This is a genomic window from Alphaproteobacteria bacterium LSUCC0684 (assembly GCA_041228335.1).
Lineage (GTDB): Bacteria > Pseudomonadota > Alphaproteobacteria > Puniceispirillales > UBA1172.
Genome location: CP166130.1, coordinates 1,376,547 through 1,402,644 on the forward strand (window position 1 = coordinate 1,376,547; position 26,098 = coordinate 1,402,644).

General features: G+C 55.9%; 24 protein-coding genes and 1 pseudogene. 14 read left to right on the top strand and 11 right to left on the bottom strand.

The annotated features are described in order from the left end of the window. Window positions 1-202: 202 nt before the first annotated feature. The 11 genes and pseudogenes from rpsF to AB8880_06570 all read left to right on the top strand — a co-directional run bounded on the left by rpsF (window position 203) and on the right by AB8880_06570 (window position 10,112). Window positions 203-526: pseudogene (rpsF, locus tag AB8880_06520) on the top strand (30S ribosomal protein S6). 45 nt (window positions 527-571) lie between these two features. Beyond that, window positions 572-826: a 30S ribosomal protein S18 gene (rpsR, locus tag AB8880_06525; GenBank protein XDZ64589.1), complete on the top strand. Its 255-nt coding sequence runs from the start codon at window positions 572-574 to the stop codon at window positions 824-826. 12 nt (window positions 827-838) lie between these two features. Continuing rightward, window positions 839-1,507 carry a 50S ribosomal protein L9 gene (rplI, locus tag AB8880_06530; GenBank protein ID XDZ64590.1) on the top strand — a complete coding sequence of 223 codons (669 nt, stop codon included), beginning with the start codon at window positions 839-841 and terminating at the stop codon, window positions 1,505-1,507. A 109-nt stretch (window positions 1,508-1,616) separates the two neighbouring features. Next, a complete protein-coding gene (locus tag AB8880_06535) occupies window positions 1,617-3,143 on the top strand; it encodes a replicative DNA helicase (protein XDZ64591.1) in 1,527 nt (508 codons plus the stop codon). A gap of 6 nt (window positions 3,144-3,149) precedes the next feature. Beyond that, the gene (alr, locus tag AB8880_06540) at window positions 3,150-4,271 is read left to right on the top strand and encodes an alanine racemase (protein ID XDZ64592.1); all 1,122 of its coding nucleotides are present in this window, start codon (window positions 3,150-3,152) and stop codon (window positions 4,269-4,271) included. Beyond that, window positions 4,268-5,047: an MlaE family ABC transporter permease gene (locus AB8880_06545; GenBank protein ID XDZ64593.1), complete on the top strand. Its 780-nt coding sequence runs from the start codon at window positions 4,268-4,270 to the stop codon at window positions 5,045-5,047. The genes alr and AB8880_06545 overlap by 4 nt, the downstream gene beginning before the upstream one ends. 2 nt (window positions 5,048-5,049) lie before the next feature. After that, on the top strand, window positions 5,050-5,823 hold the full coding sequence (locus tag AB8880_06550; GenBank protein ID XDZ64594.1) for an ABC transporter ATP-binding protein: 774 nt from the start codon (window positions 5,050-5,052) through the stop codon (window positions 5,821-5,823). Beyond that, a complete protein-coding gene (gene radA, locus AB8880_06555) occupies window positions 5,823-7,196 on the top strand; it encodes a DNA repair protein RadA (GenBank protein XDZ64595.1) in 1,374 nt (457 codons plus the stop codon). The genes AB8880_06550 and radA overlap by 1 nt, the downstream gene beginning before the upstream one ends. Window positions 7,197-7,249: 53 nt before the next feature. Then, window positions 7,250-7,924: a CvpA family protein gene (locus tag AB8880_06560; protein ID XDZ64596.1), complete on the top strand. Its 675-nt coding sequence runs from the start codon at window positions 7,250-7,252 to the stop codon at window positions 7,922-7,924. 14 nt (window positions 7,925-7,938) lie between these two features. Next, window positions 7,939-9,393, top strand: coding sequence for an amidophosphoribosyltransferase (gene purF / locus AB8880_06565; GenBank protein XDZ64597.1), 1,455 nt, complete (start codon window positions 7,939-7,941; stop codon window positions 9,391-9,393). Further along, window positions 9,390-10,112 carry an SDR family NAD(P)-dependent oxidoreductase gene (locus AB8880_06570; GenBank protein ID XDZ64598.1) on the top strand — a complete coding sequence of 241 codons (723 nt, stop codon included), beginning with the start codon at window positions 9,390-9,392 and terminating at the stop codon, window positions 10,110-10,112. Before purF ends, AB8880_06570 begins: the two co-directional genes overlap by 4 nt. An 8-nt stretch (window positions 10,113-10,120) precedes the next feature. Here AB8880_06570 and der read toward each other — a convergent pair whose 3' ends face one another. The 3 genes from der to AB8880_06585 are packed head-to-tail and all read right to left on the bottom strand — an operon-like array spanning window position 10,121 to window position 13,504. Further along, window positions 10,121-11,533 carry a ribosome biogenesis GTPase Der gene (gene der / locus AB8880_06575; protein XDZ64599.1) on the bottom strand — a complete coding sequence of 471 codons (1,413 nt, stop codon included), beginning with the start codon at window positions 11,531-11,533 and terminating at the stop codon, window positions 10,121-10,123. A 16-nt stretch (window positions 11,534-11,549) separates the two neighbouring features. Next, window positions 11,550-12,884: a PQQ-binding-like beta-propeller repeat protein gene (locus AB8880_06580; GenBank protein ID XDZ64600.1), complete on the bottom strand. Its 1,335-nt coding sequence runs from the start codon at window positions 12,882-12,884 to the stop codon at window positions 11,550-11,552. 2 nt (window positions 12,885-12,886) lie between these two features. Then, on the bottom strand, window positions 12,887-13,504 hold the full coding sequence (locus AB8880_06585) for a tetratricopeptide repeat protein (GenBank protein ID XDZ64601.1): 618 nt from the start codon (window positions 13,502-13,504) through the stop codon (window positions 12,887-12,889). A 237-nt stretch (window positions 13,505-13,741) separates the two neighbouring features. On the opposite strand from AB8880_06585, the gene AB8880_06590 reads away from it, so the two are divergent. Continuing rightward, window positions 13,742-13,984 carry a DUF2794 domain-containing protein gene (locus tag AB8880_06590; protein XDZ64602.1) on the top strand — a complete coding sequence of 81 codons (243 nt, stop codon included), beginning with the start codon at window positions 13,742-13,744 and terminating at the stop codon, window positions 13,982-13,984. A gap of 23 nt (window positions 13,985-14,007) precedes the next feature. Then, window positions 14,008-14,223 (top strand): DUF3126 family protein, encoded by a 216-nt coding sequence (locus AB8880_06595; protein XDZ64603.1) that lies wholly within the window; start codon window positions 14,008-14,010, stop codon window positions 14,221-14,223. A 65-nt stretch (window positions 14,224-14,288) separates the two neighbouring features. On the opposite strand, the gene AB8880_06600 is transcribed toward AB8880_06595, so the two are convergent. The 8 genes from AB8880_06600 to AB8880_06635 form a co-directional block, all read right to left on the bottom strand. Then, a complete protein-coding gene (locus tag AB8880_06600) occupies window positions 14,289-15,077 on the bottom strand; it encodes an FkbM family methyltransferase (GenBank protein XDZ64604.1) in 789 nt (262 codons plus the stop codon). A 286-nt stretch (window positions 15,078-15,363) separates the two neighbouring features. Beyond that, on the bottom strand, window positions 15,364-15,765 hold the full coding sequence (locus tag AB8880_06605) for an ester cyclase (protein XDZ64605.1): 402 nt from the start codon (window positions 15,763-15,765) through the stop codon (window positions 15,364-15,366). 181 nt (window positions 15,766-15,946) lie between these two features. Then, complete coding sequence (gene guaA / locus AB8880_06610; protein XDZ64606.1) at window positions 15,947-17,497, bottom strand: glutamine-hydrolyzing GMP synthase; 1,551 nt, start codon at window positions 17,495-17,497, stop codon at window positions 15,947-15,949. Window positions 17,498-17,505: 8 nt separating this feature from the next. After that, the gene (gene guaB / locus AB8880_06615) at window positions 17,506-18,966 is read right to left on the bottom strand and encodes an IMP dehydrogenase (protein XDZ64607.1); all 1,461 of its coding nucleotides are present in this window, start codon (window positions 18,964-18,966) and stop codon (window positions 17,506-17,508) included. Between the two features lie 92 nt (window positions 18,967-19,058). Further along, window positions 19,059-19,799, bottom strand: coding sequence for an RlmE family RNA methyltransferase (locus tag AB8880_06620; GenBank protein ID XDZ64608.1), 741 nt, complete (start codon window positions 19,797-19,799; stop codon window positions 19,059-19,061). Window positions 19,800-19,801: 2 nt separating this feature from the next. After that, window positions 19,802-20,134 carry a phosphoribosyl-AMP cyclohydrolase gene (gene hisI, locus AB8880_06625; protein XDZ64609.1) on the bottom strand — a complete coding sequence of 111 codons (333 nt, stop codon included), beginning with the start codon at window positions 20,132-20,134 and terminating at the stop codon, window positions 19,802-19,804. A gap of 3 nt (window positions 20,135-20,137) precedes the next feature. After that, window positions 20,138-23,272, bottom strand: coding sequence for an efflux RND transporter permease subunit (locus tag AB8880_06630; protein XDZ64610.1), 3,135 nt, complete (start codon window positions 23,270-23,272; stop codon window positions 20,138-20,140). Continuing rightward, window positions 23,269-24,456, bottom strand: a complete 1,188-nt coding sequence (locus tag AB8880_06635; protein XDZ64611.1) for an efflux RND transporter periplasmic adaptor subunit — start codon at window positions 24,454-24,456, stop codon at window positions 23,269-23,271. Before AB8880_06635 ends, AB8880_06630 begins: the two co-directional genes overlap by 4 nt. A gap of 245 nt (window positions 24,457-24,701) precedes the next feature. Here AB8880_06635 and AB8880_06640 point away from each other — a divergent pair, with 245 nt between their 5' ends. Further along, window positions 24,702-26,081 (top strand): MATE family efflux transporter, encoded by a 1,380-nt coding sequence (locus AB8880_06640; GenBank protein ID XDZ64612.1) that lies wholly within the window; start codon window positions 24,702-24,704, stop codon window positions 26,079-26,081. The last annotated feature ends 17 nt before the right edge of the window (window positions 26,082-26,098 follow it).

Genomic DNA, 26,098 nt, shown 5'->3' on the forward strand with positions numbered 1-26,098 from the left:
TATACTGCCATGGATATATCTTTCGCAAGCCCTGAACTTCCATGTTTTGCATGGCTTGTTGCGCTTGCATTCTCTGTCAGGTCATGTATAAAGCCACATCACATGTGCCTCGGGCACGTTCGTTCAACCTCTTGCCGGCAGCTCCACGCATATGTTGCCGGCTTGGTGCAGCAGCACCAGATTAGCCAGAAGGGGAACCAGTATGCGTCTATACGAAAGCGTATTTATTGCGCGGCAGGACATTTCAACCGGACAGGTTGATGCTCTTTGTGACGAATTCGCCGGCATCATTACCGAAGGCGGCGGCAAAATTCTCAAAAAAGAATATTGGGGGCTGAAAAGCCTGGCCTACCGGATCAAGAAGAACCGCAAGGGCCATTACGTCATGTTCAACATCGAAGCCGACGCCGCAACGATGAGCGAATATGACCGCAAGATCGGGCTTAATGAAGATATTCTTCGCATCCTGACCATCAAGATCGACGAAGTTGATGATGAGCCTTCGGTCATGATGCAGTCCAAGTCAGACCGTCCATCGCATGACGACAGAGAAGCGGAAGGAGAATAAATCATGGCCCAGCTTGAAATCAAACGTGCTTCTGTTCGCCGTCCGCAAGGGCGTCGCCGCAAGTCCTGCCCGTTCTCAAGCCCAAATTCACCAAAGATTGACTATAAAGACGTCAAGCTTCTTCAGCGCTTCACGACTGAACGTGGCAAAATCGTTCCAAGCCGCATTTCCGCCGTTTCCGCGAAGAAACAGCGTGAACTGACCACGGCCATCAAGCGTGCGCGGCATCTGGCGCTCATGCCATATGTTGTAAGCTAAGGGAGAAATATCATGGAAATCATCCTGCTTGAGCGTGTGGAAAACCTGGGCCAGATGGGTGACCTTGTTAAGGTGAAACCCGGCTATGCGCGCAACTTCCTGCTGCCCAAAGGCAAAGCTCTCCGCGCCACCGAGGAAAACAAGAAGCGCTTCGAAGGCGAACGCGCGCAACTCGAAGCCGACAACCTGGCCCGCAAAGGCGAAGCTGAGGATATGGCCCGCAAGATGGAAGGGCTCAGCGTGAGTCTGATCCGGGCGGCCTCCGAAATGGGCCAGCTCTATGGATCAGCCAGCAGCCGTGATATCGCTGATCTGGTGACCGATGCCGGTTTCACCATTTCCAAAAACCAGGTCGATCTCAACACCGCGATCAAGACACTTGGTCTTTTTGATGTTCGGGTTGTTCTGCATCCGGAAGTTTCCGTCAATGTCACCGTCAATATTGCACGCAGTGCCGATGAAGCCGCTGAACAGCAGCGCCTCGGCCGCGCCATTATCAGCGATATTGCCGAACGTGAACGTGAAGAAGCCGCCGAAGCTGCGCGTCTTGCAGCCGAGCGTGTGGCAGCTCAGGAAGCTGAAGAAGACACAACCGGCGGCGAGGACGAAGATACGTCCCCGGCGACCGCTTCTGATGATGCGGCGGACAATGCGGATGAAGACACCGCCGCCACCGAGTAATACGTCCATAAATAGGGAGAAGGGGTTACCCCCGTTATCCCCATTATCCACAAGAGCAATCTCGCCCCGGGCTATTCCGGGGCGAGATTGTTTTTGCTAGACTTGCCCGATGAGCGACAAACTGCCCACATCACCCGCCACTCCAGAGGGTTCTGCAAGCGACGATAATATCGCCACCTTCCCCCAGAAGGAACAGGTGGCGCGATTGCCGCATAACCTTGAAGCAGAACAAAGCCTGCTCGGGGCGCTCATTACGGATAACTCCATCACCGAAGAGATCAATGACGGGCTGAGGGAAGATCATTTCCATGATCCGGCGCATGGCCGCATCTTTGCTGCCATCAAGAGCCTCACCAGCCGTGGCCAGCTGGCCAATGCCGTGACGCTGAAAAGTTACTTTGTCGGCGACCCCGCCTTTGAGGGGATGGATATCGAGACCTATCTGGTTCAACTGACGGAAAATGTGCTCTTCCTTTCGGAAGCACCGGAATACGCCGAAGAGATCAGGCAGTGCTATCTCCGGCGGGAGTTGATCCGGCTTTCAGAAGATGTTGTCCTGAAAGCCAGGACCGCAAGTCTTGAGATGACCGCCGAAACCCAGATCGAGGAAGCCGAACAACGTCTTTTCACGCTGGCAGAACAGGACCAGGCGCAGGGCGGATTGCGGGCATTCAGCCATTCCCTCACCCAGGCCATTCAGATGGCTGATGCCGCGTCCAAAAGCAGTGGCGGACTTTCCGGTATCGGTACCGGGCTCAGAGACCTGAACCGGCTTCTCGGCGGGTTGCAGCGATCTGATCTGATCATTCTTGCCGGCCGCCCGGGGATGGGGAAGACCGCACTTGCCACCAATATCGCGTTTCACGCCGCCACCACCACCCTCACCGGCGAAACCCCGCAGCATGTGGCGTTCTTTTCACTTGAAATGTCGTCCGAACAGCTGGCAAACCGTATTTTATCGGAACGATCCGGCATCTCGTCTGAAAGCATCCGTCGCGGGGATTTGACGGCCAACCAGTTCCGTGACCTGGTCCAGGCCGCAGGTGAAATCGAAACCGCGCCGATCTTCATCGATGACACCCCGGCTTTGTCCATCTCCCAGCTTGCCAGCCGGGCACGGCGGCTGAAGCGGACCAACGGGCTCGGGCTTATTGTTGTCGATTATCTTCAGCTTCTGTCGGCACCTCTTGGCCAGAAGACGGAAAACCGGGTCCAGGAAATATCTTCCATCTCCCGGATGCTGAAATCTGTTGCCAAGGAACTCAATGTCCCTGTTCTTGCTCTCTCGCAGTTGTCGAGGGCGGTGGAACAGCGCGAAGACAAGCGCCCCAATCTCTCGGATTTGAGGGAATCCGGCTCCATCGAACAGGACGCCGATGTGGTCATGTTCGTCTATCGTGAAGAATACTATCTTTCCAAGAGTGAACCGGATCGCCGCGACACCGACAGTGATGAGGTTTTCAACACCCGCTACGAACGCTGGAAAGAACGCCTTGAAAAAGCGCAAGGACGGGCGGAAGTCATCATCGCCAAACAACGCCACGGCCCCACCGGGGTGATCATGCCAAACTTCATTGCCGAGCAGACGAAGTTCGTTGACAGCATAGCCGAAGATCACCTGCCGGAAGGATATTAGGGGAAAATGGGTAGCTCGGCGCGCCTGATTGCCCGGATTGATCTTGACCGGCTGGTTGCGAACTGGCGGAATCTCAACACCCTTTCAGGTCAGGCGGAAGCCTCAGCCGTGATCAAGGCTGATGCCTATGGACATGGTGTTGAAATGGTCGGCCGCGCCCTCTATCAGGCCGGATGCCGGGTCTTCTTCACGGCAAGTATCAATGAAGCCGTCCTTCTCAGGTCTCATCTCGGCAAGGCAGTGATCGGATATTTTGATGGCCTCCATGCCGAAGATACCGAAGCGGTACGTGCCTATGATATATGGCCCGCGATCTCATCCCCGGGCCAGATGGATCTTCTTGCGGATATGGCGCGGCGGCACGGCAACCCCATTCCGGCCATGCTCCAGATTGATACCGGGATGAATCGCCTCGGTGCCGGGCCGGATCGCCTTGATGAACTCGCCAGCAGCGAGAAACTTAACGCCGGGGACTGGAAGCTGATCTTCTCCCATCTCGCCAGCGCTGATGACCCACAATCAGCCCAGAGCGAAACCCAGCGGGCGGCATTTGACAGGGTCCGGCGCCTCTTCCCTTCTATTCCGGCAAGTCTTGCCGCCACCGGCGGGATTGCCCTTGGGCCAGCGTTTCATTATCAGATGACACGGCCCGGGATCGGGATTTACGGCCTGCCGCCTCTTCCGTCGCTTGCGCCCCATCTCAACCCAGCGCTCAGCCTTCATGCCCGCGTCCTTGAGATCAGGCAGGCGAAAGCCGGCGAGCATGTCGGCTATAACGCCACCGCCACCCTCGGGCGGGACACGCGTCTTGCCACCGTTGCGGGCGGGTATGCCGATGGAGTGCGCCGCCAGCTCAGCAACAAGGGCACGGTTCATAAAGATGGGTTTGCCGCGCCGGTGATCGGCCGGGTTTCCATGGACACCACCATTGTCGATATCACCGACTGGCCCGAGAACCATCTTGCCCCCGGAGACTGGCTTGACCTTATCCATGATGGATATACTGCCGATGACATGGCCCGGGACAGCGATACGATCGGGTATGATATACTGACAACACTTGGCCTTCGCGCAAAGCGACAGTATGCTGGCAGGATCATGGCAGAATTTGAAAATCAGGACAGATGAACTTCCTTCGTATTCCAGGCCGGGCCGCCCTAGATCTGCTTGCGCAATTTGGCAAACTGGCCATGTTTACCGCAAGTGCTGTTTTCTGGATTTTCCGCCCCCCCTGGTATGGTCGGCAGTTTTTCCGCCAGGCGATAGATATCGGTTATTTCTCCCTGCCTGTCGTGGGGCTTACGACGCTCTTTTCCGGGATGGTCATCGCGCTGCAGAGCTACACCGGCACGGAGAGGTTTTCCGCGGAAGGCGAAGCTTCGGTGGCAACCGTGGTGGTGCTGATCGTAACGCGTGAACTCGGGCCGGTGCTGGCCGGGTTGATGGTGGCAGGACGGATCGGGGCATCGATGGCCGCCGAAATCGGCACCATGCGGGTCACCGATCAGATCGATGCGCTGGACACCCTGGCCACACGGCCGATGCAGTATCTCATCGCACCACGGGTGATTGCGGCGACGATCTGCCTGCCGTTCCTTGTTCTCGTCGGCGATATTATCGGGGTTTTCGGCGGCTATGTGGTGGCGATCTATCAGCTTGGGTTCAGCCCGGCCAGCTATCTTGACAGCACGCTTGAATATCTCGAGCCGTTTGACGTCATTCTCGGCCTCATCAAGGCGGCGGTGTTTGGGTTCATCCTTTCCATCATGGGATGTTTTCACGGCTATTATTCCGGGCGCGGGGCCGAAGGCGTCGGCCGGGCCACCACCAACGCGGTGGTCTATTCAGCCATTCTCATTCTGGTGGCGGATTTCTTCATCACCGGCCTGGTATTCGTGAGGTAGCCATGGCGGACGATCAGATCATCATCCGGCAGTTGAACAAGGCCTTCGGCTCCAAGGTCGTGCTCCGAGAGCTTGACCTTTCGATTGCGAAAGGCAAATCCATCGCGGTCATCGGCGCTTCGGGCACGGGGAAGTCCGTGCTGCTCAAGAACCTGCTTGGACTGATTGAACCTGACAGCGGGTCCATCACCGTGGACGGGGTGGAAACGGTTGGTGCGAGCCGGGCCACACGTGAGATGATACTGCAGAAATTCGGCATGCTCTTTCAGGGTGGCGCGCTTTTTGACAGCCTGCCGGTCTGGGAGAATGTCGTCTTCCGGTATCGACAGGGCAAACGCATCAGCACCGAAGAAGCACGGGAAGTGGCACGCCAGACATTGGCCGAAGTCAATCTTGAGGCCCGGGTGCTTGATCTCTACCCTGCCGAGATTTCAGGGGGGATGCAGAAACGGGTAGCGCTGGCGCGGGCCATCGCCGACCGGCCGCAGATCCTTCTATTTGATGAACCCACCAGCGGTCTTGACCCGATCACATCGGGGGTGATCAACCGCCTGATCCGGGAAGCCGTGGACCGGCTTGGGGCAACCGCCATCACAATCAGCCATGACATGACCTCTGTTCGGGCGATTGCCGATGAAGTCGCGATGATCCACGACGGCAAAATCACCTGGCATGGACCTATCAGGAAAATGGATAAGAGCGGGAATCCGGTACTGGATCAATTTGTCCATGGACGTCCGGATGGCCCTCTCACCCCTCAGGCGGAGCGCGGCTGATGGCCCGGTCGCGGCGTCACTATGTGTGCCAGCAATGCGGCGCCGTGCACCCGAAATGGACAGGCAAATGCGAGGATTGCGGCGCCTGGAACAGCCTTACAGAAGAGATTGAGGAAAAATCCCCGGGGCCGGCAGGCCGTGCCATCGGTCAGAAAGTTCTTATGGAAAGCCTGCGCAGCACCACCCCTCCCCTTGCGCGGATTTCAACCGGTATTCCTGAATTTGACCGGGTGCTTGGCGGCGGGCTTGTTCCCGGCTCCGCAACCCTGATCGGGGGTGACCCCGGGATAGGAAAATCAACCCTGCTTCTGCAGACGGTGTGCCAGATGGCGGCAAACGGGCATCGGGCGGCGTATTTCTCCGGAGAGGAATCGGCGGACCAGATCAGGATGCGGGCGCAACGCCTTGGGGTTGCCAACACATCGGAAGATCGCGTCGGTATCGCCACCACTACCGATGCCGCCAATATCGCAGCGTCGCTTGCCGCCGCGCCTGATACATCGCTTGCCATCATCGATTCGATCCAGACCATGCATCTGCCAGGGGTGGAATCCGGCCCGGGGACAGTCAGTCAGGTGCGTGCCAGCGCCCATGAGCTCATCCGCGGGGCCAAACGCCAGCGCACCGCGGTGCTCATTGTCGGGCATGTTACCAAGGATGGGGCAATCGCTGGCCCCAAGGTCCTTGAACATATGGTGGATACCGTGCTTCATTTCGAAGGTGATCGAAGCCATCATTTCCGCATCCTGAGGGGGATGAAAAACCGCTTCGGCCCCACGGACGAGATCGGCGTTTTTGAAATGTCCGGTGCCGGACTGACCGAAGTCGCCAATCCGTCCGAATTGTTTCTGGCTGACCGACGCGAGGATGTTTCCGGCGCGGTTGTTTTTGCCGGCATCGAGGGAACGCGGCCGGTGCTGGTGGAAATTCAGGCACTGGTGGCACCGTCGTCGATGGCCAACCCAAGACGTAACGTGGTGGGGTGGGATTCTGGACGTCTTTCCATGCTGGCCGCCGTGCTTGAAGCCAGACTTGGCCTGCCGCTTTCCGGCCGTGACATTTTTCTCAATGTCGCCGGTGGCGTACGGATACTGGAGCCGGCCGCGGATCTTGCGGTGGCCGCGGCGCTGATCTCTTCGGTGACGGGGCGCCCGTGTAACAAGAATACGGTGGTGTTCGGTGAGGTCGGGCTTGCCGCCGAAGTCCGCCGGGTGGCGCATCCGGAACTGCGCCTCAAAGAAGCCGCCAAACTTGGCTTTGAACGCGCCATCATGCCGAACATGAAAGGGAAATCTGTTGAAAAAGCCGGAATGATGACCGATGTTGTTGCAAGTCTGGCGGAACTCATGGAAACCCTTGGCGGGATTGACTGACACGGGATATACTGAATACCGCTTAACCTTACCGGGCAGGAGCAGCCTTTTTCATGTTTGAACATCTCTCCATCAATGCCGTTGACATAGTCGTGCTGATTACGCTCTTCCTTTCAGGGGTGCTGGCTACGTTCAGGGGGGCAACGCGAGAGATCATGGGACTTGCCGGATGGATTGTCGCGATTGTCGGTGCCCGGTTTCTTCAGCCATGGACCACCGATCTGGTGGTTGAGTCCATCGGCAATGAAAACATCGCTGAAATAGTGGGGTTCATCGCGCCGTTCATCGCTATCGTCTTTTTCTGGTTCCTGCTGGCGAATATCATCTCCCCGGGGCTCAAGAAACTTGCCTTTGGCGCAATGGACCGGCCACTTGGCTTTATTTTTGGCATCATTCGCGGGGTGGTCATCATTGCGGTGATCTACATGACGGCGCTGCTTGTCACCCGGAACGAAGCATCATTGCCGGATCAGGTGCTGAACTCCACCTCTATCGTGCCGACACGGATTGTCGCCTCCATGATGTCCGGCATCGCCCCTGATGATATCCGTCAGGCCATGGAAGACACCATCCCGGAACAGGATATCGATGCGCTCCGGGATAAGGTGATCGGAACCGTCACCGACCAGGCCGGGCAAGCCTCTGATGAAATAGGTGCCGCCGCAAAATCAGCCACTGAAGAATTGCTTCCCGACGAACAATCGATTATTCCTGGCACAAGCCAGTAAAGCGAGAGAAACCAATGACAGCGGAACCCTCTTCCTTATCCACCTTGCCTGACAGGTTTCAGGAGGAATGCGCCGTCTTCGGGATTTACGGCACCAAAGAGGCCTCGGTCCTAACCGCGCTTGGCCTGCATGCCCTTCAGCATCGTGGCCAGGAGGCAACCGGTATCGTCAGCACCAATGGAAGTGAGTATTTCGCCCATCGCGGCATCGGCCATGTCGGGGAAAATTTTGATGCCAATGCCGGCCATCTCGACAAGCTCAAAGGTCATGCGGCGATCGGCCATAACCGCTATTCAACCACGGGAAAGCCGGAAATCCGCAATATTCAGCCTTTTGTCTCAGAACTCGCCTTTGGCGGGTTTTCTCTTGCCCATAACGGCAACCTGACCAATGCCGAGAGATTGAGGCAGTCGCTGGTTGAAACAGGCAGCCTGATGCAGTCCACCACCGATACCGAAGTCATCGTTCATCTGGTGGCAAGATCACACCAGAACACGCCAAGCCAGCGGATCGTCGATACATTGAAACAACTTGAAGGTGCCTGGTCTCTTGTTGCGCTATGCCCGGATGGATTGATCGGCGTTCGTGATCCGCATGGGGTGCGACCTCTCGTTCTTGGCAAACTTGACAATGCCTATGTGATGGCTTCGGAAACCTGCGCGCTCGATATTATCGGCGCCAGCTACATCCGCGATCTCGAGCCCGGGGAGATGGTGCTGATCAACGATGACGGGCTTACATCATTAAAGCCCTTTGCCAAAGTGCAATCTCGGTTCTGCGTCTTTGAATATATCTATTTTGCCCGCCCGGACAGCCAGGTTGAAGGTCGCGGCGTCTATGAAGCACGCAAGAATATCGGCCGTGAACTTGCCCGCGAAGCCATGGTTGACGCTGATATTGTTGTTCCGGTTCCGGATTCGGGTGTCCCGGCAGCGCTTGGATTTGCAGAAGAAGCCCAGCTTCCCTTCGAGCTCGGGATCATCCGGAACCATTACGTGGGCCGAACCTTCATTCAACCGACCGACAGCGGCAGGCAGACCGGTGTCAAGCTCAAGCACAACGCCAATATGGCGACCGTCAAAGGCAAATCGGTCATTCTGGTGGATGATTCGATTGTGCGCGGCACCACTTCGATGAAAATCGTTGCCATGATGCGGAGCGCCGGCGCGAAAGAGGTTCATATGCGTATCGCAAGCCCGCCCACGACGCATCCGTGCTTTTATGGCGTTGACACCCCCGATCAGGACAAGCTGATTGCCGCCAAGATGGATGCGGATTCCATCGCAAGGCAGATCGGCGCCGACAGCGTCGCCTTTATTTCCATGGACGGGCTCTATCGGTCGCTTGGCATTGCTTCTGGCCGCAACGCCGCCGCACCGGAATTTTGCGATGCCTGTTTTTCCGGTGAATATCCGATCAAGCCGCAAACCACCTCCACCAGCAAAACCTCTGTTATCGAAACCTTATGACCCGTTCATCATCACGCGTAGCCCTCATCACTGGTGCCTCACGAGGCATTGGATATGCCGCCGCCATCGCCCTTGCCAAAGCCGGAGTTGAAATCATTGCCACGGCCCGCACCGTAGGCGGGCTTGAGGAACTGGATGATGCGATCACGGCACTTGGCGGCAAGGCCACGCTGGTGCCGATGGATCTGGCCGATCGCCCGGCCATGGCGAAACTGGCCAATGCCATCCATGAACGCTGGGGCAGGCTGGATGTGATGGTGGCCAATGCCGGGGTTCTCGGGGTTCTTACGCCTGCCTCACATATGGATGAAGAGACTTGGGATGAGGTGATCGATATCAACCTTTCCGCGGTCTGGCGGATGATCCGGGTGTTTGACCCGCTGCTCAGGCTTTCACCTTCCGGCCGCGCCATCCTGATGACGTCAACGGCAGCTGATGGCAGAGGCTACCCCTATTGGTCCGCTTATGCCGCGAGCAAGGCAGGCCTTGAAGCGCTGGGCCAATGCTGGGCGGCCGAGGTTGCCTCCACCCCGCTCAAGGTGAATATCCTCAATCCCGGTGGGGTGGCGACAAGGATGTACGCTTCGGCCTATCCGGGGGCTGATCTTGCGGCAATGACGCAACCCGATGACATCAGCCCGGCCTTTGTTAAACTGGCCGCTGAGGACTGCCCCTATCACGGAGAGATCCTGCGCGCATCGCAACTGACCGGATCCTGAAGCAAAAGTCAGGCGTAGGGATTGTTGCCCTTGCGCATCATCAGGCGGATCGGCACGCCCTCCATTCCGAAATCCTGCCGCAAGCCTGCCGCAAGATAACGCATGTAGTGATCCGGAAAATCTGCAGGTCTGCTGACGAAAAGGGCAAAACTGGGTGGTCTTGTCTTGACCTGGGTTGCGTATCGGATACGAAGCCGTCTACCCTGAACCAGCGGCGGCGGATGCGCTTCAAGCATCCCTTCAAGCCAGCGATTGACCCGCGACGTGGAAAGACGCATATTCCAGCGCTCATAGATCCCGAACGCTTCCTCCATCAGGGTGGAAATCCGTTTGCCATGGAGCGCTGAGATCGGCACCAGCGGCACGCCCCTGATCTGGCCGAGCGACTGATCCAGCCGATAGCGCAGCTCCTCAAGCACCTCACTCCGGTTTTCCACCTCGTCCCACATATTTGCTGCGATCACCATGGCGCGGCCTTCTTCCGCCACCAGACGGGCAATCGCCAGATCCTGCTTGTTCAGGGGCTCGCGTGCATCAATGGCAAGAATACAGACATGGGAAAACCGGATGGCCCTGAGGGCATCATCCACCATCTGCTTTTCAAGAAATTCATCGATGCGGGATTTGCGCCGCATGCCGGCGGTATCGATCAGGATGACGTCTCGGCCATCAATCGTAAACGGAATTTCAATCGCGTCTCTGGTGATGCCGGCTTCCGGCCCGGTGAGAAGCCTGTCCTCACCAACCAGTCGATTCACAAGGGTGGATTTCCCCATATTCGGACGGCCGATCACCGCAATGCGCATGGGGCGGTCTGCGCCCTTGTCGGTCCAGATTTCTGCGCCATCCGGTGCGTCTTCCAGCACCTCGTCCTCGTCAATATCAGGGGCATCAGCGGCATCTCCCGTGAGCTCCGCCAGCCGGTTCTGCCGGCTTGCTATTTCAACAAGCGCATCGTAGAGATCGCCCATCCCCTCGCCATGGGCCGCAGAAACTGGAATTGCCGCACCAAATCCAAGCGACCAGGCTTCCGCCACCCCGGCAAGGCCAGCCTTGCCTTCACATTTGTTTCCGATAAGCACCACATCTGCCCCGGCCTTGCGAATTTCATTGGCAAAGAACTTGTCCGCCGGCGTGACACCTTCCCTTGCATCAAAAACAAGCAGGGTGAGGTCAGCAAGCTCAATGGCTTTTTCCGTCTGCTGGCGCATGCGGTCTTCAAGGCTGCCGCGGGCGGATTCTTCAAGCCCGGCCGTATCGACAAGATCAAAAGAGAGATCGGCAAGACTCCCCTTCGCTTCCCGCCGGTCCCGTGTCACGCCAGGTCTGTCATCAACAATAGCCTGCTTGCGGCCGGCAAGCCGGTTGAACAAGGTTGACTTGCCGACATTCGGCCCACCGACAATCGCTATCGAATACATGGCTATACCCGTCGCTTCAACGGAAGGCGGTCAGCCCACCATTACGGTTGAGCGTAAAGACCGTTCCATTAACAACAATCGGTGCGGTGGTGACAGGTCCGCGTGTGGAAAGCGTCTGTTCCGCCTCTCCTGTCTCTGCATCAAATATATGTAACTGCCCGGTCGTTCCCGGAACAAGAACCTTGCCCGAAACCACAATGGGCGATGCGTAGGTATACGCATCTTCGGAAATAGGCTCCAGAATATCAAACGCGCCGGGCAGATCAGCTTTCCAGCGAACCGCGCCATCAACGCGCCTGATGGCGTAAAGCTGGCCGTTGACCGTGGTGACGAAAATCGTCTGCCCGGCCAGCCAGGGCATGGTGATGCCCCGCAACTCATGCTCCCAGACAACACGCCCGCTCCGGGCGTTGAAGGCGACCATGAGGCCGGACTGGGTAATCACCACCACCAGCCCACCATCATGGACAGGATGAGCGGTGATATCCGAAAACGTATCCAGTGCCGTCAGCAGGTTTGATGGCGACAGATATTCCCCCCAGTTCATCTGCCCCTGATCAAGGCTGAGCGATATCAGCTCGCCTTCGGCACCACCGATGATGACTTCGTTATCGCTGATGGCCGGGAAAGATGATCCGGTGACACGTGTATCCCCGCGGCTGCCGATGCGGCTCCACAACTGCTGGCCATCCGCCGCCGATACGGCAATGACCCTGCCGCTGACATCGGTGACAATCACCACATCCAGGGAAATGGTTGGCCCGCCGATGAGAAAGTCGTCAAAATCGGTGGACCAGATCTCCTCCCCCGTGGCGGCGTTCAGGGCATAGAGACGTTCCTTGCCGGCATGCGCAAAAAGAATATCACCTTCAAGCCCAAGACCACCTGAAATACTTGCCTGGGTTTTATCGGTGGACTCATCGATATCCTTGCGCCAGACAGGCTTGCCATCGCTAACCGACGTTGCCCGAAGATCACCAAGGGGCATGATCGTATAGATATTCCCGCCTCCGGCTACCGGCTGCGCGACTTCGGTTCCCAACTCGGCATTGATCCCGACATCCAGATGATAGGCAGCACGAAGAGGCAGATCGACGCTGAAATGCCCTCCGGCATGGTTATCGGAAAATCCGGGCGTTTCAAAATGGCTGTTGGCTTGTGGGGCGCCTGTCTGCGCCCCTTCGGCCGCCGCCGATGCATCAGGCTCAAGCAGAAGAGTGCTGTTGGAAGATGTAATCGAAATCCGTTCCCCCGGCAGGATGACTTCTCTCTCCGAACAGGCGGAAAGAGCAAACCCTGCAATGAGCATGAGCACAGATTTCCACAATAGAATGGCGGGAGCGCGCCGCATTTTCATTCCCCCAGCGCTTGCGCTATAACCTGAAGACGCTGGCTCAGACCCGCGGGCAGACCAGATTCAGCCTGCAACCCGTCGATGCGTTCACGGGCTTGCGCCATATCCCCATCAGCAATAGCGAGACCGATCAGCAGTTCGGCGGCCAAAAGGCGCCAGGTCCCGCTTCCCTGAACCATGGGCTCAAGCCTTGCTTTTCTGGTGGCGCTATCGGTGGACGGAGCGGCGTTCATGACCGAAAGAATCATCGCCGCATCACGGTAGACAAGCGCAAGGGAAGAATCTCTTGCAATTTCAAGATACGCTTCTTCTGCCGCCGGATCAGCCGTGGCCGCAAGTTTGCCGGCCAGATGAAACCGGGCCAGCATCGGGTAGCCTTCGCCCGCGCCTGCCAGTTTTTCCAACTCGGCCATGCCCCCATCGGCAAGGGCTGCGTGAAAACTGTCCGCGGCCTGCTGGCGGGCATTTTCCTGATACCCGACATAGCCCTGACGTCCGGCAACCAGCACCACCACCGCAACCGCCATGGCAATGACATATTTGCCATACTGTTTCCACAGCGCTCGTCTCCGCTCCTCACGCAGTTCCTGATTAATCTCGTGAATGAAGTCGTTCATACTGATTTTCTCTGTTCTTGCATCAGAATTTCATATCGCATCTTGACGTAGATAGACAACGCCATGCAACATACTAAGGAAATGGATGAATAACCAGCAGGAATTGTTGCAAATCTTATTATGCGCATAATTAACGGCTCAGATATACAAACAAGCACACATTCCAGCTCGACCAAAAGGTCACGTATCGGGTATTTTTCGCGCCCGGAACTCACCCGTATCCTTGGGGTTTATGCAATGCGTGTTGCCGCAGGTGAATGGCGGGACTATTCGCTTGATCACCTCGAAGGGCAGGCGTTTTTTTCAATCTACCGATCCAGTCATGAAATGCCTCTCTACACGATCGAAAAAAGGCGGCTCAAAGGCAAGGATCGTTGGCTCTTCAGCCTCAGGGACCGGAAAAAAACACTGAAAACCGGTGCACGGCTCCAGGATATACTTGATTACCTGACCGGCCTGCCGAGACTGGTCAACACCTGATTACACCATGGAAGGACAGTTACATGAATAGCCAGGAAGCGCTCAAAATCCAGACATTTCTGCGCGGAAAACTCGGGAATACGGGGATTGCCCTGCGCCCCCGCGCCGATGATGTTTCCGAAGATTCGGCCGAAGTCACCCTTGATGGGGAATTTCTGGGCGTGATCTTCAAGGACCGCGAAGATGGCGAGGTTTGCTATCATCTGCAATGGACGATCATCGAAGAAGACCTTGAATAGAAAATAAGGGAACAACACGGGCACTATATCTCCCGGACATGTTGCATCACCGTACAGGCTGACCTCTACTTATAGAAAAATATGTTGCCGCCCAAAAACTCCCCGGTGATTTCCCTCCCCCCCTCATCTTTTGCACGGAAACCGAGCCCGTACATCAGATTGTAGACCTCCGAGTGATGTTTGGTGACCTCGACCATCAGCGCCGTCACATAAGGCAATATATTAAATGCTCCCTGCAATACGTTGATTTCATGTCCTTCTGTATCGATTTTAATAAACTTCGGCGTGATATCATATTGGTTGCAAACTTCATCAACCGTTGAAACAGGCACCGAAATTCTGGTTACCTGACTGTCGGTTTTGTGCTGGTATTTCCTCAATTCCCTGTGGGAGTTTTCGGTGAAATCCTTGTCGATCGAGTTCATGAAGCCGCCAAACTCTTCCAGGTAGAAATCTGCCTCGCCGACCTTGTCTGAAAGCGCCACGGGCAGGATTGTTGTTTCGGGCAACACATTTTTTTGCAGTAAATTCCGGCTGACCGGCGATGGCTCTGCCACAAAAACCCTGCCGGTATCTCCGACCAGTTTCTCAAAGACTTGCGTAACATAGCCTATATGGCCACCAACTTCGAGGACGCAATCACCGGTGTCTATGAACTCTTCAAATCGACTGAGCTCGTTTAACTCCCGGGTGTTTCCGTAATACCAGTATCCCTTATGGAGCCAGGTCATCAGCGAAAACCCGCGGCGGGTGACATCATGTCGCCACCTGACTTCCACGTTCATCCGGCGAAACAACGGGAAGAGTAAACGGCGCAGGAATTGGCAATCTGCCAGAACTCTTCGCAGGCTCATTTCTGCCCCTTCCTCGGATTATGCGCCCTGCTATTCTAAGCTCTTGACCCCAGTTTTTCAAAGGCCTTGACCGCTCCTCCAAACCCGAGCATATCCACGCCTCTGAGACGCTACTCCCACTCAATAGTTCCAATAGCGTAAGTCATTGTTATAAATGTATCTTATTTTTTGTTTGTAAGTTGTTTGTAAGTATTAAGAAATCAATTAAGAAAAAATGAACATTGAGATGTTTTGGAATTATCAAATTAGAGTTCAACAGTTACAAAGTTTGTAACTTGATGAGACATCAAGCGTTCAACTGAGTTTTAATTGAATCAACATCCCCTAAAACCCATAGTTCAGTTATCTTTTTGTCCGAAAATTTAAAGAAAGCAGCGCCGTACCACTGTATCATTTTGTTTGTGGGTTCTATGCCAAAAAAAGTATTTTTGTGAATGCCTTTAAAAATCATTTTGGCAGCAATCTGCTTATCGGAAATTACCATCTCTTCAATAATACATTGATAGTTCGATAAGGCATTATGTACAGATTCCACATAAGTCCAAAATCCATCAATTCCCTTTTTCGTGTTACCAAGCGAGCCTCTAAACAAAAAGTCTTCCGCGAGAATCTCGTTTGCTTTCTCTAAATTTTTTTTGTTCCAAACTTCAGAATAGAACACTTCAACTAAAGACTTTTCTATCGACATTATTTTCTCGCCCCAACATTGATAACTACTAAGATTTCTATGAATCGCAATAGTTCCAATACTTTGTATGAAAGTTTGTAAGTCGTCGTTTTTTTACATTACAAAACAATGACTTAAATTTTTAGCATTTCTAATTGCCTAACATATTTTGTAATAAAATCAATTACTTAATAGATAAACCTCATTCCCACTCGATCGTGCCGGGGGGTTTGGACGTGATATCATAGACGACGCGGTTGATGCCCCGGACTTCATTGACGATACGGGTTGAAACACGCATCAGGAAGTCATGGGGGAAGGCATAACAGTCCGCGGTCATGCCATCGGTGGATGTGACCGCGCGAAGCCCGCAGACATGCTCATAGGATCGCGCATCCCCCATGACGCCCACGGTTTTCACCGGCAAGAGCACCGCAAATGCCTGCCAGATTTCATCGTAAAGACCGGCGTTGCGGATTTCATCAAGATAGATTGCGTCCGCCTGGCGGAGAATATCGCATTTCTCGGCACTCACCTCACCCGGGATTCGGATGGCAAGACCTGGCCCCGGAAAGGGATGCCGCCCTACCAGATTTTCCGGCATGCCAAGCTCCCGCCCCAGCGCCCGGACTTCATCCTTGAAAAGTTCCCTGAGCGGTTCCACGAGTTTGAGCGCCATATCCTCCGGCAACCCGCCGACATTGTGATGGGATTTGATGGTCACGCTCGGCCCGCCCGAAGCCGACACGCTTTCGATGACATCCGGATAGAGCGTTCCCTGGGCGAGAAACTCTGCGCCTTCGATGCGTGCAGCTGCCTTGTCAAAGACATCGATAAAGGTCGCGCCAATGATCTTCCTTTTTTCTTCAGGGTCCATTACCCCCTCAAGACGGCCCAGAAAAAGATCGGCGGCGTTTTCATGGACAAGAGGAATATTGTACTGCCCCCCGAAAAGCTGCAGCACTTCCTCGGCTTCACCCTTGCGCATCAACCCGTGATCGACAAAGACGCAAGTCAGCCTGTCGCCGATGGCTTCATGGATCAGCACCGCTGTCACCGATGAATCAACGCCGCCTGAAAGACCGCAGATCACCCGGCCTTCTTCCCCCACCTGTTCACGAATAGCGGCAATCGCCCGCTGCCGGTATGCTGCCATGGACCAGTCGCCCTTGACCCCGCATACACCTTTGGCAAATCGCGAAAGCAGGGCAGAACCATCCGGCGTATGGACAACTTCGGGATGAAACTGCACCCCGTAATAGCCGCGCTCTTCATCCGCGATGGCAGCAAAGGGCGCCCCGGATGATGCTGCGACAACAGCAAAGCCTTCGGGCAATTTCACCACCCGGTCACCGTGGCTCATCCAGACGGGATAGGAACTGCCCTCTTCCCACACCCCGTCAAACAGGCGGCATGAAGAGGTTACGGTCACATCGGCACGGCCAAATTCACGGTCCTCGCCCGGCTCAACCCTGCCGCCAAGCTGCTGGCACATTGTCTGCTGGCCATAACAGATGCCAAGAACCGGCACCGCGGAAGAAAAGACGATATCAGGTGCCCTGGGGGTATCGGCAAGGGCCACCGAATTCGGCCCGCCTGAAAGAATGATCCCGCGCGGGGCAAGAGCTCCTATCCGGTCAGGGTCCGCCGTGCAGGGCAGAATTTCGGTATAGACACCATCTTCACGCAGGCGGCGGGCAATCAGCTGAGTGACCTGACTGCCAAAATCAAGGATTAGAATTGTATCGGTCATTTTCTGGCCTAAAAATCAGGGCGGTAATTCGGTGCTTCTCTTGTGATGGTCACGTCATGAACATGGCTTTCCTTCAGCCCTGCTCCGGTGATGCGGACGAATTTGGCGTTCTTGCTCATCTCGGCAATCGTCGCATTGCCGGTATATCCCATGGCCGCCTTAAGGCCGCCGAGCATCTGATGAATCACTGCGCCCGCCTCCCCCTTATAGGGAACCTGGCCTTCGATGCCTTCGGGTACAAGTTTGAGCGGCTGGGATATTTCCGCCTGAAAATACCGGTCTGCCGAGCCGCGCGCCATCGCGCCAAGCGATCCCATGCCGCGATAGGCTTTATAGGACCGCCCCTGATAGAGATAAACCTCACCCGGGGTTTCCTCGGTTCCGGCAAGCATGGAGCCGATCATCGCGCAATCCGCCCCTGCCGCGATGGCTTTTGCCAGATCACCGGAATATTTGATCCCGCCATCGGCAATGGCTGGCACCCCGGCCTTGCGGCAAACAGCCGATGCTTCCATGATCGCCGTCAATTGCGGCACCCCGACACCGGCAACCATGCGCGTTGTGCAGATCGACCCCGGGCCGATCCCGATCTTCACGGCATCCGCGCCAACCTTGATCAACGCCTCCGCGCCTTCGGCAGTGGCAATATTGCCGGCGATGATCTGAACGTCATTGGCCATTTTACGCACATTACCCACGGCATTGAGCACGCCTTCGGAATGGCCATGCGCGGTATCCACCACCAGCACATCAACCCCCGCTGCCATCAGGGCTTCGGCACGCTCGAGCCCATCCTGACCTGCCCCGATCGCCGCCCCGACCCGCAAACGCCCCGACGCATCCTTCGCCGAGTTCGGGTAGGTTTCCGCCTTTTCCATATCCTTGACCGTGATCAACCCGATACAGCGGTTTTTGTCATCCACCACCACCAGCTTTTCAATCCGGTGGGCATGGAGCAGTTTGCGCGCATCGTCGTGGCTGATCTGCTCCGGGGCGGTGACAACATCACGTGTCATGAGCTGGGAGACCTTTTCCGATGGATCAAGGGCAAAGCGCACATCACGGTTCGTGAGAATACCGACCAGAACATCCGATCCCTTTGCAACAACAGGAATGCCGCTGATCCCATGCTGCTGCATGAGGGCCAGCGCATCGCCGAGGGTCTTGTTCTCTTCGATAGTAAGCGGGTTGACCACCATCCCCGCCTCAAACCTCTTGACCATGGCGACTTCCCGCGCCTGATCTTCGGCTGACATGTTCTTGTGGATGATTCCGATGCCGCCAAGCTGGGCCATGGTGATCGCCAGGCGGTTTTCCGTGATCGTGTCCATTGCAGCGGAAACAAGCGGAATGTTGATGGCGATATCGCGCGTTAATCTGGTCCGGACATCGGCATCGCCCGGAAGTATGGATGATGCCGCTGGCTGAAGCAGTACATCATCAAAAGTGAGAGCTTCTGAAATTGGCATGATGCCTCCAATGGGTGGAAGCATTGGATTATACCCAAACACCACGCCGCAGGGAAGAGCCTAGAGATGCTGAAAAGGCAAAATATTGAGGATTATTCGCGAGGATTGTCATCATCTTGTGGCTTGCCCCGAAATCCCATGGCCAGCACATAACTTTCCACGGATTCCTGACGACTGGCGGCAGGTTTGACATGCCTGACCGACGCAAAGTCACGTCGCATGAGATCAAGGGCGGATTTCTCTGCCCCGCCGCGAAAACATTTCGCAAGGAATATCCCGCCAGGCGCAAGGATACGGCCGGCCATATCGAGCGCAATATCAAGAAGAGCTGTTGTGCGCAAATGATCGGTGGCGCGATGTCCGGTTGTATCCGCCGCCATGTCCGAAAGCACAACATCCGCTTTGCCTTCCATCACGTCAATCAGGGCATGCATCATGGCATCGTCATTGATATCACCTTTGAATATAGTGGCGCCGGGAACCGGATCACATTCAAGAAGGTCTATTCCCGCAAGCACGCCATGCCCCTGGGTCAGGCCGATTTTCTGGCTGGCATATTGCAGCCATCCGCCGGGGGCACAGCCAAGATCTAGCACCTTGTCATGGGGTTTGAGCAGGGAAAATTTTTCGTCAATCTGCTCAAGTTTCAGGGCAGCCCGAGACCTGAAACCACGCGATTTAGCCTCGGCGACAAAAGGATCATTGAGCTGACGCTGTATCCAGCGACGCGAGGATTCCGATCTGCCACGGGATTTTTTCGGTGTTTTGGTGATCCCTGCCGAGCCGCGGTAACTGCGACCGCTGGCCCCTTTTTTCTGATCCCGGCCGGACATGTTTATTCCCCGGAAAGAGACCGGAAGAAACAGCTGCGCTCCCCGGTATGACAGGCGGCGCCAACCTGCTCAACCTTCATCAGGATCGTGTCACCATCACAATCAAGATGCACATCAACCAGCCGCTGGGTATGCCCGGAGGTCAACCCCTTTTCCCACAACTCCTGCCGTGATCTGGAAAAATAGGTAACCCGCCGTGTCCGCAGGGTCAGCTCAAGCGATTCCGCACTCATCCAGGCCATCATCAAGACGTCACCCGAGGCGGCGCATTGCGCGATGGCCGGCACCAGCCCATCGGAGTTGAAACGAACATGTTCAAGCCTGGCAAGTTTCATCCCCTACTCCGCGGCAGATGGCGAGCTGGAAAACATCCGCCGCACGCCATGATACATGACCTTGAAATCTCTGCCAATGGCGAGCGTGGACGGAACCACAAAAAGCACCAGCAGTGTCGTGATCCCCAGGCCGAAGACGATCGTTGTCGCCATCGGGATCAGGAACTGCGCCTGCAGGGATTTTTCAAACATGAGGGTCGAAAGCCCGCAGATGGTGGTGATCGATGTCAGAAGAACAGGCCTCAGCCTGTCGGTCGTCCCGGAAATGATGGCCGCCATCCGGTCACCTTCCACCTCTTCCAGTCGCCGTTCGATCGTGGCAACGAGAATGATCGAGTTATTCACCACAATTCCGGCCAGCGCAATCAGCGCAAACATGGAAAGGATGGTCATGGTAAGCCCCATCAGGTAATGCCCCAGCACGGCGCCAATCAACGCAAAGGGGATCATGATCATCACCGCCAGAGGAAGCACCCAGGATGAAAACACCCAGGCCAGGATGACATAGATGCAGACTAGCGCCATGATGCCGCCGGTCTGCATATCGGCAAAAGCTTCGGATTGTTCGCTGTCACGGCCATCAAACCGATAGCGGAGATTGTATTTCTCCGCCAGTTCCGGCAATCCGGCTTCCACCACTTTTGCCAGCGCTTCCGGCGTCGAGATGACGGTCGCATCCAGATCGCTTGTGACCGACACCTCACGGAAACCATCCTGACGGCGGACAACCGAAAAGCCGAGGCGGTTTTCAACCGTCGCGATATCGGCAAGACGGACAAAGCTCCCATCCGGTGCAATCAGGCGCAGCCCGCCGATATTATCGGTGAGTGTTTCATCTTCGGGAAGGGAGAGCCTGACCGTAACTTCCTCATCACCCCGGGGGAAGCGGCGCACCACCGCGCCGTCCAGCGCCGACCTCAACTGCTGGCCCACCGATGAGACGCTGAACCCGAGAGACTTGCCAAGCGGCGTCAGGCGAATGATACGTTCTTCTGCGCCATAGGAAAGATTTTCCGCCACCGAATTGGCCGTGGGTATGGTTTTGATAATCTCAACCAATTCAGTGGCCGCAGCCTTGAGAATTTCAAGATCATTCCCCATCAGCCGGATGTCTATATCCCGCCCGGGCGGGCCACCGGTCGGGGCCCGGACGGTCAGCCTGTCCAGCCCCGGCATGGGGTTTATTTCATCTCGCCAGGCATTCACGAAGTCCCGCATCCGCACCTGACGCTGATCGGCGGTTATCAGTTCCACCACCACACCTGCCTGAATATCGGACGCGCCGGTATCGCCTTCCTGGTTATCGGCGTTGCGATTTGTTCCAAGTGATGCCACCGCCACGCGGATCAACCCGCCCTCGCCGCCGGTGACCTTCTTTTCTGCGACCTCGAGCGCCCGTTCCACCTCCCGCAGCATGACTTCGGTCTGACTCCGGGAAGACCCCGGCGCCATGACAATATTGCCAAAGGCGACATCCGCCTCAGGTGACGTGAAGAAAACGAAATTGACCCTGCCACCGGCCATCATGCCGATGGAGAGGATCAGCAGACCAAAGGCCAGCGCGAGCGTCGAATATCGCCAGCGTACGGAAAGGGAAACAAGTTTGCGAAACGGCCCGTCCCTGAAAGCATTGAAGCCCGCGTCAAAGAACTGCCGGAAAGAGCTCTTGTTCCTTGATGCTCCACCGAAATGCGCAAGATGGGCTGGCAGAATGAAAAACACTTCGATCAGGCTGGCGATGAGCACCGCCACCACCACCATCGGAATGGCCGAAATGATCTCACCTATAATGCCCTTGACGGTAAAGAGCGGCAGAAATGCCGCCACTGTTGTCAGCATCGCGCTCACCACCGGCGGACCCATCCGGGTGGCGGCAAGCCCGGCGGCCTGATCAAGGGGAAGATTCCGCCGCTGGCTCAGATATTCCGAATGCTCGCCGATGACGATCGCATCATCAACCACGATACCAAGCGCCATGATCAGCCCGAAGAGCGAGATCATGTTGATCGTCTGCCCCATGGCGAGCATGACACCGAATGTGGCCAGAAAGGCAACAGGTATCCCTGCCGCCACCCAGAAGGCCACCCGCGTCGACAGAAACAGAAACAGGACCAGCACCACCAGCACAAGCCCGCTCGCCCCGTTCTTCAGCAAGAGGGCAATCCGCTCCTGGATGAGATCGGCCTGAATATTATATTGCTCGATGATGAGACTTTCCGGGGCCTTGGTCCGATAGGCAGCAAGCCAGTCCTGAATGACGTCATTTATTTCAAGGGAATCGTTTGTCTTGCCGCGCCTGAATTCCAGTTCAACCGCAGGCATCCCATTGCGGGTGATCTTGACATAGGGTTCATCAAACGCATCGGTAATCGTGGCAATATCGCCGAGGAGGACACGGCTGCCATCAGGCCGGATCACCACTTCGACATCCTCGTATTCGGCGGCGGTGCGGCGCAGACCAAGCGACCGGACACGCAACGCTCCATCGGCAAAACGTCCCGCCGGCACGTCAAGCGAGGTCCGGGAGATGGCATTGGCGACGTCATTGAACGGCATGCCCAGTTTCGCAAGTTCCGTCTCGCTCACCTCGATCCGGATGACTTCATCCGGAAGGCCGCTGATGATCACCTTGTCGACCCCAAGACGCTGAAGATCTTCCTTGATGGATTTGGCGATGCTGCGCAGGGCTTCGATGCTGAAAGGTCCGGAAAGTACAAGTTTGCTGATCGTATCGAAGAACTCCCCGCGGACAACTTTGGGCTGATCGGCTTCTTCGGGGAAATCAACCTGACCGACCGCTGTCTCGACATCAGCCAGCCCCTGTTTCATATCCGCGCCGAATTCAAATTCCACCTGGACGGAAGCAAGGCCCTCGTAACTGTTTGAGATGACTTTTTTAACGTTGCTGATGGTGCGAAGTTCCGGCTCAAGCGGCTGGATGATATTGGCGTCAATATCTTCTGCCGTGGCCCCGGACCAGCCGACATTGACCACGACCAGTTCGACTTCGAAACTGGGGAAGAACTGCCTGTTCAGGCGTTCAAGCGAGATGAGCCCCACCACCAGCATGAGTATCATCAGGAGGTTGGCCGCCGTCTTGTGGCGGATGAAGAATTGAAGAAAAGGCGAAGCGTTCATGATCGATCCGCCTCAACCCGAACCCCTTCACCAAGGCCGGGAATGCGGGTGGTAACGATCTCATCGTTATTTTCAAGGCCATCGGAGACATAGATCTTCCCGTTGGTCTTGGCTTCGATCACAACCTTCCTGGCCTGGGCGCGACCATCAATGATCACGAACACCGTATCATTGTCGAAAAGCGCCGCTTCTGGAATGATCGCTATATCTTCAAGCAGAACCGAGGCAAACTCAACCTCGACAAATGCCCCGGCCGGGATCGGGGCATGCTGATCCTTGCCCGGCCCCGGCAGGACGGCATAGAATCTGCCGCCGCCTTCGCTCGCTGTCACGTTGCTTTCGGCGCGAACAATCCGGCCGTCCACGGTGCTGACGCTGCGGCCACCTGTTTTCCATGAAATGTCAACCTTCTGCCCCAGAATATCGTCATACGCAGCATAGACCGAAGCCGGCACAACAAACGAGACTTCAAGACTGGAAAGATCGGTGATCGTCCCGAGGCTTGTTGAAGTAGAGAGCACGCGTCCCTCCCCGATTTCAATCTTCGAGAGGACCCCGGTGAATGGCGCCCGAAGCACCGTATCGCTGAGATTCTTTTCCGCCCGCCTCAAAGCTATCTGGAGCTGAAGAACACGAGAACGTGACTGGCTGAGCGCGTTTTTGGCCATGGAAAGCGCCAGCCTTGATTCTTCGAGCACGGATAAGCTTGCCACCGAAGCTGCCTTCATCTGGGTGATCCGCTCGAACTGGCGCTGCCTGAGATCAAGCTGAATTTCCAGTTCGGCCACATTGACCTCTTCGGCGGCCAGTTGCAATTCAATCTCGTTTCTGGCCAGTTCAAGCAACTCATCATCGAGCCGGGCAAGCTCGTCGCCTTCGGCAACAAAAGCGCCGTTGCGCATCTGCTCGGAGACCTGGCTGACCTCACCGGCGATCGCAAAACTCAAGTTAGCCGTGCGCGTCGCACTCACGGATCCGAACGCCCTCAAGACAGGCCGCGCATCCTCGATCTTGACGATATGCGAGGTGACTTGACGAACAACTTCCTGTCTCGGCTGCGGGCTTACCTCAGGTTTTGTTGCAACCAGCACACGAAACCCGATTACACCAAGGCCGATGATCGCCACAGCCATCAGCAACTTGGAAAAGACAGATAGAAATTGTCCAAGTCCAGATTTAAACATTGTTGATATTCCAGTATCGGTTTCAGCTACATCTGACTGGCGCCTTAAGTGAAACCGCAAAAAAACAGGCCAGATCAGATTACATGTTCTACTAGCACAGGAAATAGACTGATGGAAATGTTCTTCAAGAAAAATCCTCTATCTGCGACATGATAGACCAGTTTGCGCCCTTCGATTGTACGAATGTGGTGGCCAATCAGATATCAAAGGCCTATCCTCAGGATAATCGAAATTAAAGGAATTACATGACGGCTCCCGCCTCCTGGCAGCATCACACCAAGGCTACCCTGTTTCTGTCCCTGCCATTGATCATCGGGCAGATTGCCATGATCGGCATCTGGACGGTGGATATTCTCATGATGGGGTGGATCAGCACCGATGCGCTTGCCGCCGGCACCCAGGCAAACCGCCTTTATCAGCCGTTTTATTTCATTGCCCTCGGATTGACCATCGCTGTCAGCCCGCTTACCGCCCAGGCGCTGGGTGCTTTTCGTCGGCGCGAGGCCAGACGAGTGATGCGTCAGGGGATCTGGCTTGCCACCATCTATGGCGCCATCACCATGGTCCCCATGTGGTATGGTGAAAGCCTCTTGCTTTTCATGCAGCAGGAACCGGCTGTCGCCCGCGATGCCGGGCCATTTCTTCGCATGCTTGCTCCGGGGATGATCCCGACCTACATATATTTCGTCCTCAGGCATTATGTTTCGGCGCATAACCGGCCTATGCCGCCGGTCATCATCAACCTGATCGGTGTCGGCATCAATCTGTTGCTCAATCAGGTGCTGGCCTATGGCTGGTTTGGCCTGCCCGCCCTCGGTATTGCCGGGATAGGGCTTGGCACGACCCTGACCTTCACCATCATGGCGGTGATGCTGTCGATTTATGTTGCCACGAGGAAACCTTTTCGCTTCACCCGTCCTTTTGCCCGCATGTTCAGGCTTGATACGACAATCATGAAAAGGCTGCTGCTGGTGGGCTTTCCCATTGGTATCACCCTTCTGGCTGAAACCGGGATGTTCATTTTTGCCGGGCTTTATATCGGTATTTTCGGCACGCTCGCGGTTGCCGCCTCGGGCATTGCCAACCAGATCGCGGCTGTTGCCTTTATGGTGCCGCTGGCGATAAGCCAGGCTTCGACCATCCGTGTCGGGCATGCGGCCGGACGGCGGCATGTCGGCGATATCTTCAGGGCCGCCATCACGGCCCTGATGCTGACCATTGTGATCTGCCTTGCCCTCACCCTTCTTCTTGTTGCGGATCTGGAAATCTTCATTGCCGCCTTTCTCAATGCCGACGATCCGCAATATGATCAGGTGATGGCCATCGCCATTCCCATGGTCCTGATTGTTGCCTTTTTCCAGCTGGTAGATGGCCTTCAGGCCGTGTTTACCGCCATTCTCCGCGGCATCAACGATACCCGCATCCCTGCCCTGGCCTCGACTTTTAGTTACTGGGGCGTCGGTGTTGCGAGCGGTATCGGCCTTGCCAGTGGCCTTGGCTGGGGACCGATCGGCATGTGGTGGGGATTGTTTCTCGGCCTTGCGATGGGCAGCCTGCTGCTGGGATGGCGATGTGTTGTGACCTGGAGGCGTATCCTTCAAGGGGGAAGAATTGTCCAGGTCTGATCCCGTGGTATGTTAAG